Below are 16,172 nucleotides of genomic sequence, written 5' to 3' on the forward strand. Positions count from 1 at the left end.
TGTTATCACTCTATTTGCGCTCAACAGCCTTGGCTACCCCAAGACGATCAGAGTCGATACCGGCAGCGAGTTGATCTCTCAGGATCTCGATCTCTGGGCCTAGGCCAAAGACGTTGCCCTCGACTTTTCACAGCCAGGAATGCTGCGATCCGCCGATAGCCGTAGCGGCCATACTGGCAGGCAAGCACGATCATGTCCGCAACCAGGCGTGATTGGTCCGCCCGGCCCTTGCCTTCCGACCTTCGCGCAGCTCTGGCTTTTAAAGCAGTTGCCTGATTTCCGGGTGCGATATCCGGAGGTCAATATGCAATTGCATATGGGTACTTGGGCTAGCGCGATCCAATCAAGCCAACTTGATATCGAAATTCGATTCGGGAACGGCTGCAATCCAGTCCCGGACAGCCTGGGCGACGAACTCAGGCCCGTTGTCAGACCGGATATAGGCCGGGATACCGCGCAGGATGAACAGGTCGCTCGCCCCCAAGGTAATGACGGCTGAGGGCTCGGATCAGCCGTCGCAAATGTGAAGCTAGCTCACGATCAGAATAATTCCCGGCAGCGAAGGCGTTGCCCCTGCGCACCAGCGCGTTTTACGTTCTTCTGCTTTCACAGCGCTTCCAGCGCGGCATGTGCCAATGCAGAAAGCCCCGCTTTTGCGGGGCGTTAGGCGTTGATATTGTTTTGAATATTTGGTTGCGGGAGCAGGCAACCGCCGTATCCCACCTGCCCTCTCCGCAATCATATAAACCCATGATAGCTCGCAGCTAACGGCAAGTCTGCGCAGGAAGCTGAATTTGCAAAGCCTTGATCGCACCGCTCCAGCCATAAGCGCGACCGGCCCTAACCTGCCATTTGCCGGAGTTCCTTGCGCCGCTGTGCAGCGTCTCCAAAACGGACTTTTCTGCTGCTTGCCGAGAGACCCGGGTCAGTGCCCAAACTTACCGATACGCGTGAGGCAAACACCAAGTCAAGTTGGCCCCGTACGAGGCCAACTTTCACTAATTTTGCCCTGCAGCGCCTAATGGAGCAGCCAAAGCACCGGCAGGCTGCTGCTGTGTGATGCAGCCGATACCGCCGCCATCGAGCGCAATGAAGGTGCTGTCAACGCCCACGATTCTGCGGCCGAGGAACAATCCTTCCAATTCGGCGCGGGCCTGATCATCATCTGCCCCTGCCAGCATCGGGGTGATCAGCGCATTATTGACGGCGTAGGCATTCACATAGGGCACCGGCATGGGCTCCCCATGGGCCGGATCGGTGTAGGGCAAGCGCGGCATCTCGATCACTTCGAGCTTGCGCCCTTTTGCGTCCGTGGCGTCTTTGAGGCGGCGCAGGTTTTCCTGGCACAGCTGATAGTTCGGGTTCGACGGATCTGTCACCGTTTGAGCCAGCACAACACCCGGCGCGAGGTATTCCACCACGTTGTCGGCATGGCCGTCGGTGCCGGCGTCCTCGACCAGCCCCAGCCCCAGCCAGATGACCTCCTCAATGCCAAGGTAATCCCGCAGCAACCCTTCGAGATCGTCCCGCGACACACCGTTATACCGGTTGGCATTGCGCATCACCTGTTCGGTGGTGATCAGCGTGCCTTCGCCGTCGACAGTGATGCCGCCGCCCTCGCAAATGAACGGCGCATGATAGAGCCTGATGCCGAGATGGTCGGCAAGATGTTCAGCAACGCGCATGTCCTTGTCGCAGGCGTATTTTCCGCCCCAGCCGTTAAACTGGAATTGGACCAGTGCGACTTCGCCGTCATCGTTCTTGACGAAGATCCAGCCGCTGTCGCGCAGCCAGGCGTCGTTGATCGGGATTTCCAGAATCTCGGAATTGCCGCAATCGGCAAGCGCGGCCCGCGCGTCGGCCGCGTCGCCGGGGTCGGCGATCACGGTCACCGGCTCAAATTCCGCCACCGCACGGACAACACCGGCATATTCCGCCCGGGACCGCGCCAAGTCACTTCGGTAGTTCAGCTCGGTCGGCCAGCCGATGTAGGTGCGGGCGTGGGGTGCAAACCGGGCAGGCATACGGAAACCGTCAGCGTAGGGTGTTTTTACCATGGATCTCTCATGTGGTGGCAGGGTTGCGGCGGCGCTGGCGCCGCCATTGGGTGATCTGCGGCCGGATCAGAAACCGGCCTTGATCCGCTCGAATTCCTTCAGCATTTTCGCAGCCATCTCGTTGGGCACGCGGAAACCGAACAGGCTTTCAGCCATGAAGCCTTCGGGATCGGAATAGCCGTAAGCTCTCACAGCCTCCTGATCGGCGATCCTATAGGAACCAGCGTTGGCGTGTGCATAGCCCCAAGCCTCGATCAGGTATTTACCGCTCTCGGCATCCGACAGCGCGTTTAGGAAGTCATACACGTCCTCATCGCTGCCTTCGCCGTCCTTGAGATGCACATAGCCGCAAGCCCAGCTGGCAACGCCCACTTCAAGGTCACGCACCAGTTTCACCGGAACATTATCGAAGATCAGCGCCAGTTCGGTCGCATTCCAGGCCCAGGCGGCGTGGATCTCTCCTGACTTGATGGCCGCATCCAACTGCCCTTGATCGCTCCAGTAGAAACGCACGTTTTTATGGACAGCCCGCAGGAAGTCCGACGCCTCCTGGAATTTCTCATCCGTCATTTCGCTCCAGTCGTTGACGCCAACAGCCAGCGCTGCAAACCCGTAGGCATCTTCGACCACGTCCGGCAGTGAAACCTTGCCGGCCAGCGCCGGGTCCGCCAGCATCTTCAGGTCGATATCGCCTTCGACGAGATCTGTCCGGTAGACGAGACCGGTATTTCCCCAATCAAAAGGCACCATCCAGACCTGGCCGTCCGACGACACTTCCGGCAGTTGAGCCAATGTGGGAAGCAGTTCGCCCCAGGCATCCAAGCGCGCGGTGTCAATCGGCTTGATCAGGTCGGCAGCGCGCATCTTACCGATCAACCCACTGCAGGGATGGGCCAGATCGGCCTTGAAACCGGAACGCAGCTTGTTGAAGCCCTCGTGGTCATCCGCAAAAAACGAGAAGTCGGGGGCGCTTCCATGTTTTTCGACATAGGCGTTAAAGAAGCCTGGATCGTCGTAGCCTGACCAGTCAAACACGGTGATCTGGCCCGCACTGGCGCCAAAGGCGGCCAGCGTTCCCAGGGCCAGCCCGGCCGAAAGAGATTTGATCTTCATGGGTAGTCCTCCTCTCAGGTTATTCGATTATTTCGGGGGCAGGGCCACGGCGGCGCCACCGCGGAAGCCCGACCACACGGAATCGCCGATTTCAAAATGATCGGCCCGTTCGAAATTGGTGACCGAAGCGACCAGGGGGTCAGCCCGGCCCTCCAACTCCAGGTAATAGTGGATCGTTTCGCCATAGAAGGCCCGGTCGATTACCCGTGCCGGAACCGCCACATCGGCCCCTTCAGGACGGTTGCTGCCGACATGAACGCGCTCCGGCCGCAAGCCGATCGTGACTGCGGCTCCAACGCCATCCGAAACGCCATGCGCGTCCATCGAAAGCTGTCCGAACCGGGGCAGTTCGACCTCGAGCTTTTCACCGCCATTGGCCTTGATGCTGGCATCGAAGAAGTTCATCCCGCCGATGAAATCGGCAACCTGCTTGGTATTGGGCTTCTGATAGAGTTCGTGCGGTGTAGCCACCTGGGCGAGCCTGCCCTCGAACATCACGCCGCAGCGGTCCGAGATCGTCATCGCCTCATTCTGGTCATGGGTTACCATCAGGAAGGTGATCCCAACCGAGCGCTGTAATGCCCGCAGCTCCATCTGCATCTGTTCGCGCAGCTTCTTGTCGAGCGCCGACATCGGCTCGTCCAGCAGCAGGACCTTGGGTTCCAGTACCAGGGCCCGGGCCAGGGCCACCCGCTGGCGCTGGCCGCCGGACAGCTCATGCGCGCCGCGCCGGCCCAGCCCCTCCAGGCCGACCTTGGCCAGCATGTCTTCCGCCCTGGCCCGCTTTTCTGATCGACTCAGACCGGAGCGCGCCAGGCCGAAGATGATGTTCTCCTCGACGTTCAAATGCGGAAAGATGGCGTAGCTCTGAAACACCATATTCGTTGGCCGGTGGTTGGCATCAATCCCGGCCATAGGCAGACCGCCGATGGAGATGGTGCCTTCCGACGGTTCCTCAAAGCCTGCGATCATTCTGAGCAGCGTGGACTTGCCGCAGCCCGACGGGCCGAGCAGCGAGAAGAACTCCCCTTCCTTAAGCTGCAGCTTCACGTTCCTGACAGCCTGGAAGCTGCCGAAGGACTTGCTGACATTGGCGATATTGACGGCGATTTGTTGATCCATGCCGGGCGGTCCTACTCGGGTTGCTGGGTGAAACGTTCGCTGCGGTGGCGGAAGCGTTCGGCCACCAGCAGGAACAGGATGGAAACAAGGATGAGGAGCGAGCCGAGCGCGATCACGTTCGGCAGCTTCGCGGGGAAACGCACCTGGCTCCAGATATAGACCGGCAGCGTCGGGCTGTTGCCGGACAGGAAGAAGGCCAGGATGAACTCATCGAAGGAGACCGTGAAGCTGATCAGCAGGCAGGAAATGATCCCCGGCGAGACAACCGGCAGCGTCACCCGCCGCAGTGCGCCCCAGGAGGTTTCCCCGAGGTCAACGGCGGCCTCTTCCAGCGCATCATCGAACTGACCGAAGGCTGATGTCATGATCGACACGCAGAACGGAATGGTCAGCAGCGAATGGGCCAGGATCACGGTGAAAAGCGTGGTGCCGATGCCGATGCCGAGGAACACGATCAGCAGCGAAATGGCGATGATGATTTCGGGCATCACCAGCGGTGCCATGACGATGGTCTGGCTGGTCCGGCGCAGCGGGTAGCGGTGCTTGGTGATCGCGCGTGAGATCAGCGTGCCCAGGCTGGTGGCCACCACCGCCGAAACAACGGCCACGATCAGACTGTTTTTCAAAGCCTCAAACAGGGCCGTCTGTTCAGCCAGGCTCGCGTACCATTTTGTCGTGAAGCCTGTCAGCGGGAAACCGAGTACTTTGGAGTCATTGAAGGAAAACAGCGGCAGCAGCAGGATCGGCAGGTACAAGAACCCGATATAGAGCACCGCATAGGCGGGCAGCAGCCTGCCAATCCGCGACAGCACGGCAACAACGCGGTTCATTTCAGGCTCCTTTCAATCAGTTTCAGGCAAAGCACCAGCAGGCAGGCAGCACCAGTCACGCAGACCACGGCCGACAGCGCCAGCGCCGCCCCCAAAGGCCAGTTGTTGGCCTTGCCGAACTGGACCTGGATCATGTTGGCGACCATTGCGCCGTCCGACCCGCCAACCAGCGCCGGGGTGACGTAATCGCCAACAGTGGGAATGAAGATGATCATGCTGGCACCGATGATGCCGGGGATCGACAGCGGAAGGGTCACCCGCAGGAAGCTGCGCACCGGCCCCTCCCCCAGATCTTTTGCCGCCTCCAAATAGCTGCGGTCGATCTTTTCCAGTGACACAAAGATCGGCAGGATCGCAAAGGGAGCCCAGGCGTGTGCCAGAGTCACCACCACGGCTTCGGAGTTGTAAAGCAGAGTGTCGATGGGGCTGTCGATGACACCGAGCCACAGCAGCGCGGAATTGACCACCCCGTTCTGTGCAAGGATGAGCTTCCAAGAGAACACCCGCAGCAAGTAGCTTGTCCAGAAGGGGATGGTCACCAGAAACAGCCACATCGCCTTGTTTTTATTGACATTTAACGCGATGTGATAGGCCACAGGGTAAGCCAGCAGAACGGTCAGCAGCGTCACCATCGCAGCGATCCCGACCGAGCGGAAGATCAGCGTGCGGTACAATGGGTCTGTAAAGACTTCCCGGTAGTTGGCCCAGGTGAAGTCGCGCGTCACATCCACGAATTCCTGGGTCCAGAAGGAGTAAGCAATCGTCATCCCCACAGGCGCTGCAATCAGCAACAGAACATAGAGCGTCGTCGGCGTGGCCAGCAACAGACCCAGTCTGGCATTCTTGTCCAAAGTCACCTTGCTTCTCCCTCCGGCCGTCAGCCCGTGCGTCCATCAAAGGTGCTGATCGCGCCATAGAGGTCCGGCCGGCGGTCCCGGAAGACCCCCCAGTAGCGGCGCGTTTCGGCCACCGCATCCAGGTCGAACTCCGCGGTCAGAACCGCACCGTCCTCGCGCTCGGCCTCGGCTACTTTCTGGCCAAATTGGTCGGCGATGAAGGAGCCGCCGAAGAAGGCCATGCGCAGTTTATCGTCCTCCGTGGCGACTTCCTCGCCCACCCTGTTGCTGGCAACGACCGGCACCAGGTTGGCACCGGCATGGCCGCACATCACGGTCTGCCAATGGGGAATGCAATCGGCATCCGGGCGGGTCGGTTCGGAGCCGATGGCGGTGGGAAAAAGCAGCATTTCCGCACCCTGCAACACCATGCAGCGGGCGGCTTCAGGGAACCACTGGTCCCAGCAGATCGCCGCGCCCACGCGCCCGAAGGCTGTATCCCAGACCTTGAAGCCGGTATCGCCGGGGCTGAAGAACTGTTTCTCCTGGTAAGCGACGTCATTGGGGATATGCGACTTACGATAAATCCCCATTACCGTTCCGTCTGCGTCAATCATTGCCAACGAATTGAAGTAGCTCTGCCCGGCACGTTCAAAGAAGGATACCGGCAGGACCACCCCCAACTCCCTGGCTACGGAGGAAAAATGCCGGATTGCCGTGTTTTCTTCCACAGTGCTGGCCAGCGCGAAATGTTTGTGCGCCTGTTCGATGCAGAAATAGGGCGTCTCAAACAGTTCCTGGATCAGGATCACATTGGCACCGCGACCGGCTGCGTCGCGCACCAGCTCCTCAGCCTTGGCAATATTGTTTTCCTTGTCCCAGGAACAGCTCATCTGGGTGGCAGCGAGGGTTACATTACGCATGGACGGGGGCTCCGGCTTTGGGTTGCTGCTGGGTGATGCAATGGATGTTGCCGCCGCCATCGGCGATCGCGTTGGTCAGAACGCCGACTACGATGCGGTCCGGGAACAGGCTGGACAGGACGTCCAGCGCCTCCTGGTCGTGCTCGGGGAAACCGTATTGCGGGACGATCACGCCGCCGTTCACCAGATAGAAGTTGATGTACGACAGAAAGCGGCGGCTGCCGTCCGGTTTGCGGTCTACAGGCGGCGAGGTCACCTGGAAAATCGTCAGCGGCTGGCCTGCCGCATCAGTCTCCGCTTCCAGAATGGCGCGGTTGTCCAGCAGGTTCTGATAGTCGGAATCCTCCGGATCGGCGCTGACCTGGCAGAGGACGCCGCCGGGCACAAAAGCCGCAACGACATCGACGTGGCCATTGGTCGAGTCATTCTCCAGCGTGCGGTTCAGCCAAATGACCTTGGACAGGCCCAGTTGCCTGCACAGCTCTGCTTCGAATTCTTCCGGGCTTGGCCCGCCATTGCGGGTGCGGTGTTCATAGCATTGCCGCGTGACCACACACGTCCCGTTGCCGTCAATATTGAGCGCACCGCCCTCATAGATCATGGCAGATGGGTTCCGCTTTGCCCCCGCCAGCTCAATGACGCGGGAGGCAACCTTGGCATCCTTCTCGTGGGGCCAATCACCGCCCCAGCCGTCAAAGGTCCAGTCCACACCAGCAAGCGAGCCATCGTCGCCCAGCACGAAGGTCGGCCCGTTGTCGCGCAGCCAACTGTCATCCAGCGGGCAAGAGACCAGCTCAATATTGGCTTGGCCTTCAAGCGCTTCGAGCCCATCGCCGTTTTCCGGGTCATAGAGCATTGCCACAGGTTCGAACTGCGCTATGGTCTTGGCGACATCAGCATATTCGCGCCTCACTTGCGGCAGGCTGTCGCCAAAGGTTCCTTCGGCACAAGGCCAGGCCATCCAGGTGCGCTCATGCGGGACCCACTCGGGAGGCATGCGGTACTGTGTCATGCGAGGTTCACCCCCTGTTTGATGAGATCGTCGGTTGTTTTGCGGATGCCGTCCTCCAGGATGTCGAACATCTGGTCGATCTGGCCATCCGTGATCACCAGCGGCGGCGAGAATACGCACATGTTGATGATCGGGCGCAGGATGAGGCCGTTTTCCTGGCAATGCGCATCGATCATCGCGCCCACGGTCTTGTCGAGTGCGAGCACATCGTCGGCCGACGCATCAGCCACGCACTCGACACAGCCGACCAGCCCCTTGCCGCGCGCATCGCCGACAAGGGGGAGGTCCGCGAGGGCTCCGAGCCGTGCTTCGAAATGGGGAGTGACATTTTGCACGTGCTCAAGGATGCCCTCGCGTTCGATGATCTCGATATTCTTGAGCGCAGCGGCTGCGCTGACCGGATGGCCCGAGTAAGTGAAGCCGTTCGAAAAGGTCGCGTCCTGGGACTTGTCACCGGAAACGTCGGCAATCAGCCGGTCCGAGATGATGCAGGCCCCCATCGGCACATAGCCTGAGGTCATGCCCTTGGCGCAGGTGATGATGTCAGGAACGATGTCGAACACCGCTTCCGAGGCGAACCAGTGGCCCATGCGGCCAAAACCGGTGACAACTTCGTCGGAGATGTAAAGCACGTCATGCCGACGGCACACCTCGAGGCAGCGTTTGTGGTAGCCCGCCGGCGGGACAATCACCCCACCCGAACACAGGATCGGCTCAGCAATGAATGCCGCCACCTTTTCGGCGCCGATCTGCAGAATGGCGTTCTCCAGATCCGCCACCTTTTCATCCAGAAAGGCCTCGATGCTCTGGCCTTCGGCGCGGACATAAGGGTTCACGTTGGGCAAGAAATGAGCCAGATGCTCCGCCTGATCCAGCCAGCCCTTGTCGCGCTCCTTGCCGCTCACCGAGGCCGCCAGATAGGTCGAGCCGTGATAAGCCTTCTGGCGCGAGATGACGATTTTCTTTTCCGGCCGTCCCAGAATGTTGTTACGGAACTGGATGAACCGCAGCGCGCTGTCCACGGCGGTCGAACCACCGGTCGTGAAGAACACATGGTTCAGGTCCCCCGGCGTACGTTTGGCTATTTCGTGGGCCAGGCGTGCGGAGGTGGAGTTCGCGTTGTTGAATGGCGAGAAATAAGCCAGCTCGCGCGCCTGTTCCGCCATTGCATCGACGATCTCAGTGTTTCCGTAACCGATCTGCACGCACCACATGCCTGCCGGTCCATCGATCAGGCGCTCGCCCGTTTCCGTCGTGACATAGATGCCTTCACCGCCTTCGGTGAAGGTCCTGTCATTCTGGCCGATATAGGCCATCGCCTCCCACGGATGAACAAAATGCCCGTTGTCCCAATCGCGGACGGTTTCGAAATCGGTATTCAGCAGCGTCATGATCTTACCCGTGTTGTAACATTTATCACAATCTGAACATACATACATTCAAAGTCAACAAAAGCTTTTGCCTTTAGGCTTTGGCTGTGGGAAGTCATTGGAAACTCAAGGTCATTCACTCAATGCAGAGAGGTCCAGAGGAGACGTGAGCGATACCGGCCAGCATGAGGAAGGGCTGAATGCCAGGGAATTCAGCAAGTCGAAGAATCGGCGCCACCTGTTGGATTCCGCCGCGGAAGCCATTTTCAAACACGGCTTCCGGGGCGCAACCATTGCCGCAATCCAGGAGATTTCAGGCCTGTCGCGGGGCATGATCAACCTGCACTTCAAGACCAAGGAAAACCTTCTGCTGGCTGTCGCCGAAGACTTGTCGAACAGTTACTCCGAACGCTGGAACAAGGTGGCCCTGGACCCGGACTTGCCCGCTGCAGAAAAACTGAGGAGGATTATCCAGCTGGATCTTTCCCCGGACTTTCTGAACCGGCGTGACGTCGCTGTTTGGTTCGCCTTCCGCTCCGAGGTTTACTCGAATCCGGAATACCGCAAGTCTATCGATTCCAGGGATGCGAGCCTGCGGGATGTAATGATTGAGCTCTGCCAAACTCTTATTGACGAGGGGAATTACCTTGATGCCGACGCAGAACTCGCAACTGACGGCCTGATAGCGCTCCTTGAGGGAACGTGGACTGACTTCCACCTGCATGCAGAAGAATTCGACCGCAGCAAGGCAGAGCGCACCTGCCTTTACATTGCAAAGAGCTTATTCCCAGATCATTTTTGATCTCATTCAAGTATGACTGCCACGATCAGTTTCCGGTTGCCGAAGTGCTGAAGGAAAACTCAAACGAATTGGCTGACACGGTCCGATTGGAGACTCTCCCATTCAGTACGCCAGTTCAGCCATTTCGAAGTCAGTGAACCTCTTTTGTTGCACAAATGGCCAATCGCCAGGTTCCATTCATCTTGTCAGTTGATCAGATCGGGGAGTTTTAGCCGGTCGGTCAGGTATGGCAACCGGGATTGGGCCATTGGAACCGCGCCTTTTCCCATGCGTGCCTTCAACAATTCTTCGCCCGCCCCTGCTCTGGCCAAGTCCTGCCCATTGGGCGCGACGACACAGCTGCCCCCGAAATAGTCCATGCCATTTTCATGCCCGCAGGAATTTGCGTAGCAAACGAACACCCCGTTTTCGAACGCGCGCGCAGGGATGACGGTGTTTGCCACCACACCCCATTGCGCGCCCAAAGCGGTGGGAACCAGAACCAGCTCTGCCCCGGCTTGGGCAACCGCCCGGAAGGTTTCAGGGAACTCGGCGTCATAGCAGATCAGTGTGGCAGCTTTGAACCCTTCCAGCTCGAACAGCGTGTAGGTTTCGCCAGGGCTGAAATGGTCCCCTTCAAAGCCAGGAGGCAGCAGCAGTTTGCGGTGGGTTGCCAGCAGGTTTCCATCCTTGCCGATGCACGAGGCTGAGTTAAACAGGTCACCGCCAGATTGCTCCGCAAATCCGTAGTGGATCGCCACCTGGTGCTCACGGGCGAGTTCCGCGACCACCTGCGCCGATGGACCGTCTGCTGGTTCCGCCCAGTCCGAAACCCGGCTGCCGATGTTATATCCGGTCAGAAACAGCTCAGGCAGCACCAGCAGATCGGTGTGCTGCCCTTGCAGCCGGGTCAGACAGCTGCCAAGCCACGCCAGCCGCGCCTGCGGACCGTCAAGGTCCGCAGGGCTTTGGGCAACTGCGATATTCAGGTTGCCTGTCATGGCTCAGCCCTTGCTCAGCAGGATTTCGCGGGGATAGCTGGTGATGTATTCAATGCCGGTTTCAGTCACCACAACCGAGTCGCCGATCCGGCCCGCGGTCACACCGTCCACCGAAATGCCGCCATCGACCGCAAAGGTCATGCCCGGCTGCAGAACAGTCTTGTCGCCTTCCTTCAGCTCCGGTGCCTCCAGATAGGCGACACCGATGGAACGGCCGGTGCGGTAGCCGGTCTCATATCCGCGCGCGCGGTAGACCTCATTGGCCGCGGCGGCGACATCCTCGGCCAAAACGCCCGGGCGCATGGCAGCAATCGCGGCTTGCTGCGCTTCAATGGCAGCCTCCTGCACATCACGTGCCTGGTCGGTCACATCGCCGATGTGGAACATGCGGTCGAAGCCCAGCTTGTACTGCTTGAACTGCGCCATGTTGCAGAAACAGAAATAGACCGGATCGAATTTTTCATAGGCTTTGACGCTGGCGCGGCGGTGCACCATGGAGGCATCGGTGCCGCTCTGCAGGATCTGCAGGTTGTGGATCATCGGCGAGACGAAGCGGTCCCAGCCCTTGTCCGTCAAGAAGGAGGCCGCCTTGTGCGAGCCTGCTTCGATCACCGCCAGCGCGGATTCGTACTCGCGCGCTCCTTCGCGCAGGCTGTCATGAGCGGCGGCCATCATGGCACCGGCAATCTGCCCTGCTTCCTTCATGACGCTGATTTCAAACGGTGTCTTGATAGTGCGCATGGCGCCAAGCACCGGCGAGATATCCCGCAGCGGCACGCCGGGATAGGTGTCATCAAGGTGGTTGCGCACGATTGCAGGAATGGTGCTTCGTTCGATCCAGATCTCCTTGGGACTTTCGCCCAAGGCATTGGCCAGGGCGCGGCCCCAGCTGCGCGGGCCAATGTCTTCCCAGGTCTGCACATCCTCGACCCAGGTCATTTCCGCCACCATCTCGGATTCCATCAGCGGGGTGATGACAACCGGCGCGTCCTGCGCATCGACCACCAGCATCGAGGGACGGCCGAATTCGATCCCGAGATAGCCCCAGAAGCCCGCCAGGTAGGCGATCGAGCTTTCATCGGTGAACACGGCTTTGCCGATACCTGCCTGGCGCATGCGGTCCTGCAGGATGAGGGTGCGTTTCTTGGCTTCTTCCAGCATGTGCTGACTTCCTTCTGTTAGGTGGATTGAGGGGTGGACTGTGGACGGATCAGTCCAGCAGCCCCGGCAGGAAAAGGGCTACCGGCGGCACGAAGGTCACGATCAGGACCATCGGAAAATGCCCCAGAAGCAGGAACTTCATCGTCGGGCCGACATAAACCGACAGCGGTTGGCGGGTGACGCCGCCGGCCATGTAGAGCAGCGGGGCGCAGGGCGGGGAGATATTGCCCAGCCCCAGGTTGGTGCCGACGATGGCAGCAAAGTGGATCGGGTCCAGGCCGATTTTCTGGGTGACGGGCAGAAGGATGATGGCTGCCAGCACGCCGCCGGAGACATCGTCGATGATCATCCCCATGATCAGCAGCAGCAGGTTGATCAGCAGCAGGATCACGATCTTGTTGTCTGAAATCGTCAGCAGCAGGTCGGCAAACTGGGTCGGCACCTTGGCTAGCACCATGCCGCGGCTCATCACGAACAGAAAGAACAGCACCATCAGGATCGCACCGGTCAGCCGCGCCGCCTCGACGGTGGAGTTGAACAGCATCTGCATCGGCAGCGAGCGGTAGATCGCAATGCCCACGATCAGCGTGTAGACCAGTGCCACCGCGCCTGCCTCGGTCGGGGTGGCGATGCCGCTGTAGATGCCGCCCAGAACGATCACCGGCATGATGATGGCCAGGCTGGCTTTCTTGCCTGTATGTGCAGCCTCGGCCAGGGTTTCACGCATCGGCAGTTTGGGTGCCGTTGTGATGGTTGTGTTATTGCGCAGGAAAAAGAAGTTCAGCCCGCAGTAGATCAGCGCCAGCAGCACGCCCGGCCCCATCGTGGCGAGGAAGCACTTGGCGACAGACTCCCTGATTGCAATGGCGAAAACGATCATCGGGATCGAAGGCGGGATCATCAGCGCCAGCACCGAGGACACAGCAACAAGCGCGGTGGCATGGCCGGGCGGGTAGCCCTCCTTGATCATCCGCGGCACCATGATCTTGCCAATGGCGGCGATGGCGGCCGAAGCACTGCCCGAAATTGCTCCGAACAGGGCGCAGGTCAGCACGGTCACCGCGCCCAAGCCCCCCTTGGTGCGGCCGACAAAGGAATTGACGAAGTTCAACAGCCGCTCGGAGATGCCGGAGGCGCCCATCAGCGTGCCGGACAGGATGAACAGCGGGATTGCCAGCAGCGAGAAAGCGCTGACCTGAGAATAGCCGTAGCCGGCATGGAAGGAGATATTGGTGCCGGACATCAGCCCGTAGCCAAGCGCCCCGGCGCCGAAGGCGAACCCGACCGGAACCTCGATCAGCAACAGGAAGATGATGGCCAGGAAGGCAATGAGGAAGAAGGTCATGAGGTCAGTCTCCGCCCTGTCCGGTCACAAGCGCGCGCGCTTCGAGAAAAAATTGCAGAACCAGGTAGAGGATCATCAGCGCAAAGCCGGAGACCATGCTGAAATCCCAGATGTATTTGGGCAGCCGCATGTAGGTGCTCTTGCGGTTCAGGGAGAGGTTGTAGGCTGCGAAATCCCAGGCAAACCAGGCGAAGACCAGAACCGTCACCAGACAGCATAGGGTGCCGAACAGGCGGACAGACAGCAGGGTCTTGCGGTTCTGCGTCAGCAGGGTCAGCACGCCGCCCTCGATATGGTCACGCTCGCGGGTGCAATAGGCCATGCCGATGAAGTAGATCCACAGGGCCAGCATCGGCGCCAGCTCCTCGATCCCTAGGAAGGGCGAGGCGATCACGTAGCGCATGAACACCTGAGCCGCCATCAAAAGCCCCAGCGCGATCATGGCGGCGAACAGGATTACCCGCATCAAGAGTGCTACCTTGTCCTCGATGGCATAAAGCCCGCCAAGGCCGCGGTAGACCGGCGCTGCAGCGTCGCCGCCTGCCGGCATGATCGGTTCCGGGGTCAGGACATTGTCCAGACTGTCCGTATGCAGAAGCTCTTTGGTCATGCGCTCTCCTCCCTGGTCAGTGCATGAAAGGGGGCTGCGCCCGCGGGAGAGGCGGGCGCAGAGGGGGATGGATCAGTTGCTGCCAGCGGCAGCCTTGATCTGGCCCATCACTTCGGCGCCGATGATCTGCTCCATGTAGGGGTATTCCACCGCGGTCACCTGCTGGCGGTAAGCGTCCAGCTGCTCGGGCGTCAGCTCGACAACCTCGATGCCGGCCTCTGTCATCTGGGCAAACCACTTGGGGCTTTCGGCTTCGGCGTTTTCCCAGGCCCAGGTCACGGCCTCATCCGCGGCGGTGCGGATCCAGCCCTGCTGTTCTTCGCTCAGGCCATCGAACCAGCGCTTGTTGGCGGTCCAGAAAGTGTGCTCGAAGTTTTCGCGGGTGAAGACGTAAGCGCTGACCACATCCTTGAACAGCAGCACTTCAGACGGCGGCGAATAGGCGCGGCCGTCGATGGCGCCGGTCTGCAGCGCTGTATGCACCTCGCTGAAGGCCATCGGGACGGGTGCAAAGCCGGTGGCCTTGTAGCGCTCGATCGCCATCGGCATGCCCGGCACCCGCATCTTGAAGCCCTGGGCCTCGTCTGGGAAATTGGTCGGCACGTCGACGCCCTTGCGCACTACGAATCCAGTGAAATCGGTTGGAATGGTTCCCAAGAGCACCATACCCAGATCGTTCATGATGCCGTCATAGACACCGTTCATCACCGAACCCGGGCCATAGATCTCGCGCCCGGTTTCCCAGTCGCTGGCGACATAGCCCAGGACAGAGACGTCCCAGCGCGGGTCCAGTTCCGAATGGTTCCAGGACATGGTCATCTGCACCGCGCCCTGCGACACCTGCTCGACAATCGAGGTCCAGTCACCCAGATCGCCGCCCGGGTGGTAGTCGACGTTCAGCTCACCGCCGGACAGCTCATCCAGCCGCGCCGAGAAACGCTCGGAGACTTGGTGAAAAATGTGCTGGGTGTCCATCACATGGCCCAGAATGATGTCTTCGGCATGCGCGGCCGGCAGCGTCGCGGCCAGCATTCCTGCGGCAGCGGCACCCGCTTTGAAAAATGTTGCGATCCCCACGAAGGTTTCCTCCCTGTTCGTGTTTCAGTCGCGGCTCGAATCGAAATATCGGCCTGATCAATTTGCTAAGCTGCATACAGCTATTGCGTCAATACTTGATTTTTTCCAATTTTTAACCTTTCAATCGACATGCTGCATGCACCATTCTCAATTCACGGAGAGAAAATGTTTGATAAAGGCCGCCACCACCGGGCCAAGATCGGCTTTGTCCTGCTGGCCACGGAACAGACGATTGAGGACGATATGTTCCTCCTGCGCCCCGACGGGGTTGGAGTGCATTTCGCCCGCGCCTGGATCGGGGACAGCATCACGGTCGAAAGCCTCAGCCGTCATGCCGGGGATCTGGCCCGCGCTGCCTCAACGCTGCTGCCGGATGGCAGCCTCGATGTGATCTGCTACGGCTGCACTTCCGGCAGTCTGGTTATCGGAGAAGACCAGGTTGCCGCGGAATTAAACAAGGGCGCGCCAAACGCCAAGGCGACCAGCCTGATCACCGCCGTCCTTGAGGCGCTGCGCGCTGTCGGCGCCAAACGGGTTGCGGTTGCCACGCCCTACCTGGACGAGATCAACGATCAGGAAGTCCAATACCTGGAAAAGGAAGGATTTCAGGTGACGCAGATCCACGGGCTCAAGCTGGAGAGGGACAGCGACATGGTCCGCGTCAACCCTAAGTATCTGGCCGAGTTTGCCAAGGAGGCTGACACGCCAGACAGCGATGCGTTGTTCATCAGCTGCGGTGCATTGCGGTCATTGGAGATCACCGGCCAACTGGAGCAGCGTCTAGGCAAGCCGGTGATCTGCTCCAACCAGGCGATGATGTGGCACGTTCTGCGCCTGGCCGGCCTTCCGGACCGTATCGAGGGATACGGGCGGCTGCTCCGGGATCACTGAAATCGCCTCTTCTTTGCTGCAAACAGCCTTGCTAGTACTGCAG

At 59.9% G+C, this 16,172-nt stretch carries 16 protein-coding genes; 2 read left to right on the forward strand and 14 right to left on the reverse strand.

Annotation, left to right across the window (positions count from 1 at the left end):
• Nucleotides 1-343 precede the first annotated feature (343 nt).
• The 9 genes from RA25_RS23145 to RA25_RS19265 all read right to left on the reverse strand — a co-directional run bounded on the left by RA25_RS23145 (nucleotide 344) and on the right by RA25_RS19265 (nucleotide 9,284).
• Nucleotides 344-484, reverse strand: a complete 141-nt coding sequence (locus RA25_RS23145) for a hypothetical protein (protein ID WP_193747154.1) — start codon at nucleotides 482-484, stop codon at nucleotides 344-346.
• A gap of 514 nt (nucleotides 485-998) precedes the next feature.
• Nucleotides 999-2,057: an agmatine deiminase family protein gene (locus tag RA25_RS19230; RefSeq protein ID WP_052254303.1), complete on the reverse strand. Its 1,059-nt coding sequence runs from the start codon at nucleotides 2,055-2,057 to the stop codon at nucleotides 999-1,001.
• 66 nt (nucleotides 2,058-2,123) lie between these two features.
• Nucleotides 2,124-3,170 carry an extracellular solute-binding protein gene (locus RA25_RS19235; RefSeq protein WP_019294430.1) on the reverse strand — a complete coding sequence of 349 codons (1,047 nt, stop codon included), beginning with the start codon at nucleotides 3,168-3,170 and terminating at the stop codon, nucleotides 2,124-2,126.
• Nucleotides 3,171-3,197: 27 nt separating this feature from the next.
• Nucleotides 3,198-4,292, reverse strand: coding sequence for an ABC transporter ATP-binding protein (locus RA25_RS19240; protein ID WP_019294431.1), 1,095 nt, complete (start codon nucleotides 4,290-4,292; stop codon nucleotides 3,198-3,200).
• Nucleotides 4,293-4,303: 11 nt separating this feature from the next.
• The gene (locus RA25_RS19245; protein WP_019294432.1) at nucleotides 4,304-5,122 is read right to left on the reverse strand and encodes an ABC transporter permease; all 819 of its coding nucleotides are present in this window, start codon (nucleotides 5,120-5,122) and stop codon (nucleotides 4,304-4,306) included.
• Nucleotides 5,119-5,973 carry an ABC transporter permease gene (locus RA25_RS19250; RefSeq protein WP_039174483.1) on the reverse strand — a complete coding sequence of 285 codons (855 nt, stop codon included), beginning with the start codon at nucleotides 5,971-5,973 and terminating at the stop codon, nucleotides 5,119-5,121. The genes RA25_RS19245 and RA25_RS19250 overlap by 4 nt, the downstream gene beginning before the upstream one ends.
• Nucleotides 5,974-5,999: 26 nt before the next feature.
• Nucleotides 6,000-6,881: an N-carbamoylputrescine amidase gene (gene aguB, locus RA25_RS19255; protein ID WP_039174485.1), complete on the reverse strand. Its 882-nt coding sequence runs from the start codon at nucleotides 6,879-6,881 to the stop codon at nucleotides 6,000-6,002.
• A complete protein-coding gene (locus RA25_RS19260) occupies nucleotides 6,874-7,893 on the reverse strand; it encodes an agmatine deiminase family protein (protein WP_039174487.1) in 1,020 nt (339 codons plus the stop codon). Before RA25_RS19260 ends, aguB begins: the two co-directional genes overlap by 8 nt.
• Complete coding sequence (locus RA25_RS19265; protein ID WP_039174489.1) at nucleotides 7,890-9,284, reverse strand: aminotransferase; 1,395 nt, start codon at nucleotides 9,282-9,284, stop codon at nucleotides 7,890-7,892. The genes RA25_RS19260 and RA25_RS19265 overlap by 4 nt, the downstream gene beginning before the upstream one ends.
• Nucleotides 9,285-9,429: 145 nt before the next feature.
• On the opposite strand from RA25_RS19265, the gene RA25_RS19270 reads away from it, so the two are divergent.
• The gene (locus tag RA25_RS19270) at nucleotides 9,430-10,065 is read left to right on the forward strand and encodes a TetR/AcrR family transcriptional regulator (RefSeq protein ID WP_019294437.1); all 636 of its coding nucleotides are present in this window, start codon (nucleotides 9,430-9,432) and stop codon (nucleotides 10,063-10,065) included.
• Between the two features lie 185 nt (nucleotides 10,066-10,250).
• On the opposite strand, the gene RA25_RS19275 is transcribed toward RA25_RS19270, so the two are convergent.
• The 5 genes from RA25_RS19275 to dctP all read right to left on the reverse strand — a co-directional run bounded on the left by RA25_RS19275 (nucleotide 10,251) and on the right by dctP (nucleotide 15,238).
• Nucleotides 10,251-11,045 (reverse strand): carbon-nitrogen hydrolase family protein, encoded by a 795-nt coding sequence (locus RA25_RS19275; protein WP_039174491.1) that lies wholly within the window; start codon nucleotides 11,043-11,045, stop codon nucleotides 10,251-10,253.
• A gap of 3 nt (nucleotides 11,046-11,048) precedes the next feature.
• Nucleotides 11,049-12,206 (reverse strand): M24 family metallopeptidase, encoded by a 1,158-nt coding sequence (locus tag RA25_RS19280; RefSeq protein ID WP_039174493.1) that lies wholly within the window; start codon nucleotides 12,204-12,206, stop codon nucleotides 11,049-11,051.
• Between the two features lie 49 nt (nucleotides 12,207-12,255).
• The gene (locus RA25_RS19285; protein ID WP_039174495.1) at nucleotides 12,256-13,551 is read right to left on the reverse strand and encodes a TRAP transporter large permease; all 1,296 of its coding nucleotides are present in this window, start codon (nucleotides 13,549-13,551) and stop codon (nucleotides 12,256-12,258) included.
• Nucleotides 13,552-13,555: 4 nt separating this feature from the next.
• Nucleotides 13,556-14,161 carry a TRAP transporter small permease gene (locus RA25_RS19290; RefSeq protein WP_039174497.1) on the reverse strand — a complete coding sequence of 202 codons (606 nt, stop codon included), beginning with the start codon at nucleotides 14,159-14,161 and terminating at the stop codon, nucleotides 13,556-13,558.
• 72 nt (nucleotides 14,162-14,233) lie between these two features.
• A complete protein-coding gene (gene dctP, locus RA25_RS19295) occupies nucleotides 14,234-15,238 on the reverse strand; it encodes a TRAP transporter substrate-binding protein DctP (RefSeq protein ID WP_019294442.1) in 1,005 nt (334 codons plus the stop codon).
• A 165-nt stretch (nucleotides 15,239-15,403) separates the two neighbouring features.
• On the opposite strand from dctP, the gene RA25_RS19300 reads away from it, so the two are divergent.
• The gene (locus RA25_RS19300; RefSeq protein WP_039174498.1) at nucleotides 15,404-16,129 is read left to right on the forward strand and encodes a maleate cis-trans isomerase family protein; all 726 of its coding nucleotides are present in this window, start codon (nucleotides 15,404-15,406) and stop codon (nucleotides 16,127-16,129) included.
• Nucleotides 16,130-16,172 lie beyond the last annotated feature (43 nt).

The organism is Leisingera sp. ANG-S5, from assembly GCF_000813925.1.
Classification (GTDB): domain Bacteria; phylum Pseudomonadota; class Alphaproteobacteria; order Rhodobacterales; family Rhodobacteraceae; genus Leisingera.

What these genes read in the sequence shown, in the direction of transcription:
- RA25_RS19230 (WP_052254303.1), bottom strand. Translation starts at nt 2,057, where the DNA reads ATGGTAAAAACACCCTACGCTGACGGTTTCCGTATGCCTGCCCGGTTT.
- RA25_RS19235 (WP_019294430.1), bottom strand. Translation starts at nt 3,170, where the DNA reads ATGAAGATCAAATCTCTTTCGGCCGGGCTGGCCCTGGGAACGCTGGCC.
- RA25_RS19240 (WP_019294431.1), bottom strand. Translation starts at nt 4,292, where the DNA reads ATGGATCAACAAATCGCCGTCAATATCGCCAATGTCAGCAAGTCCTTC.
- RA25_RS19245 (WP_019294432.1), bottom strand. Translation starts at nt 5,122, where the DNA reads ATGAACCGCGTTGTTGCCGTGCTGTCGCGGATTGGCAGGCTGCTGCCC.
- aguB (WP_039174485.1), bottom strand. Translation starts at nt 6,881, where the DNA reads ATGCGTAATGTAACCCTCGCTGCCACCCAGATGAGCTGTTCCTGGGAC.
- RA25_RS19260 (WP_039174487.1), bottom strand. Translation starts at nt 7,893, where the DNA reads ATGACACAGTACCGCATGCCTCCCGAGTGGGTCCCGCATGAGCGCACC.
- RA25_RS19265 (WP_039174489.1), bottom strand. Translation starts at nt 9,284, where the DNA reads ATGACGCTGCTGAATACCGATTTCGAAACCGTCCGCGATTGGGACAAC.
- RA25_RS19275 (WP_039174491.1), bottom strand. Translation starts at nt 11,045, where the DNA reads ATGACAGGCAACCTGAATATCGCAGTTGCCCAAAGCCCTGCGGACCTT.
- RA25_RS19280 (WP_039174493.1), bottom strand. Translation starts at nt 12,206, where the DNA reads ATGCTGGAAGAAGCCAAGAAACGCACCCTCATCCTGCAGGACCGCATG.
- RA25_RS19285 (WP_039174495.1), bottom strand. Translation starts at nt 13,551, where the DNA reads ATGACCTTCTTCCTCATTGCCTTCCTGGCCATCATCTTCCTGTTGCTG.
- RA25_RS19290 (WP_039174497.1), bottom strand. Translation starts at nt 14,161, where the DNA reads ATGACCAAAGAGCTTCTGCATACGGACAGTCTGGACAATGTCCTGACC.
- RA25_RS19300 (WP_039174498.1), top strand. Translation starts at nt 15,404, where the DNA reads ATGTTTGATAAAGGCCGCCACCACCGGGCCAAGATCGGCTTTGTCCTG.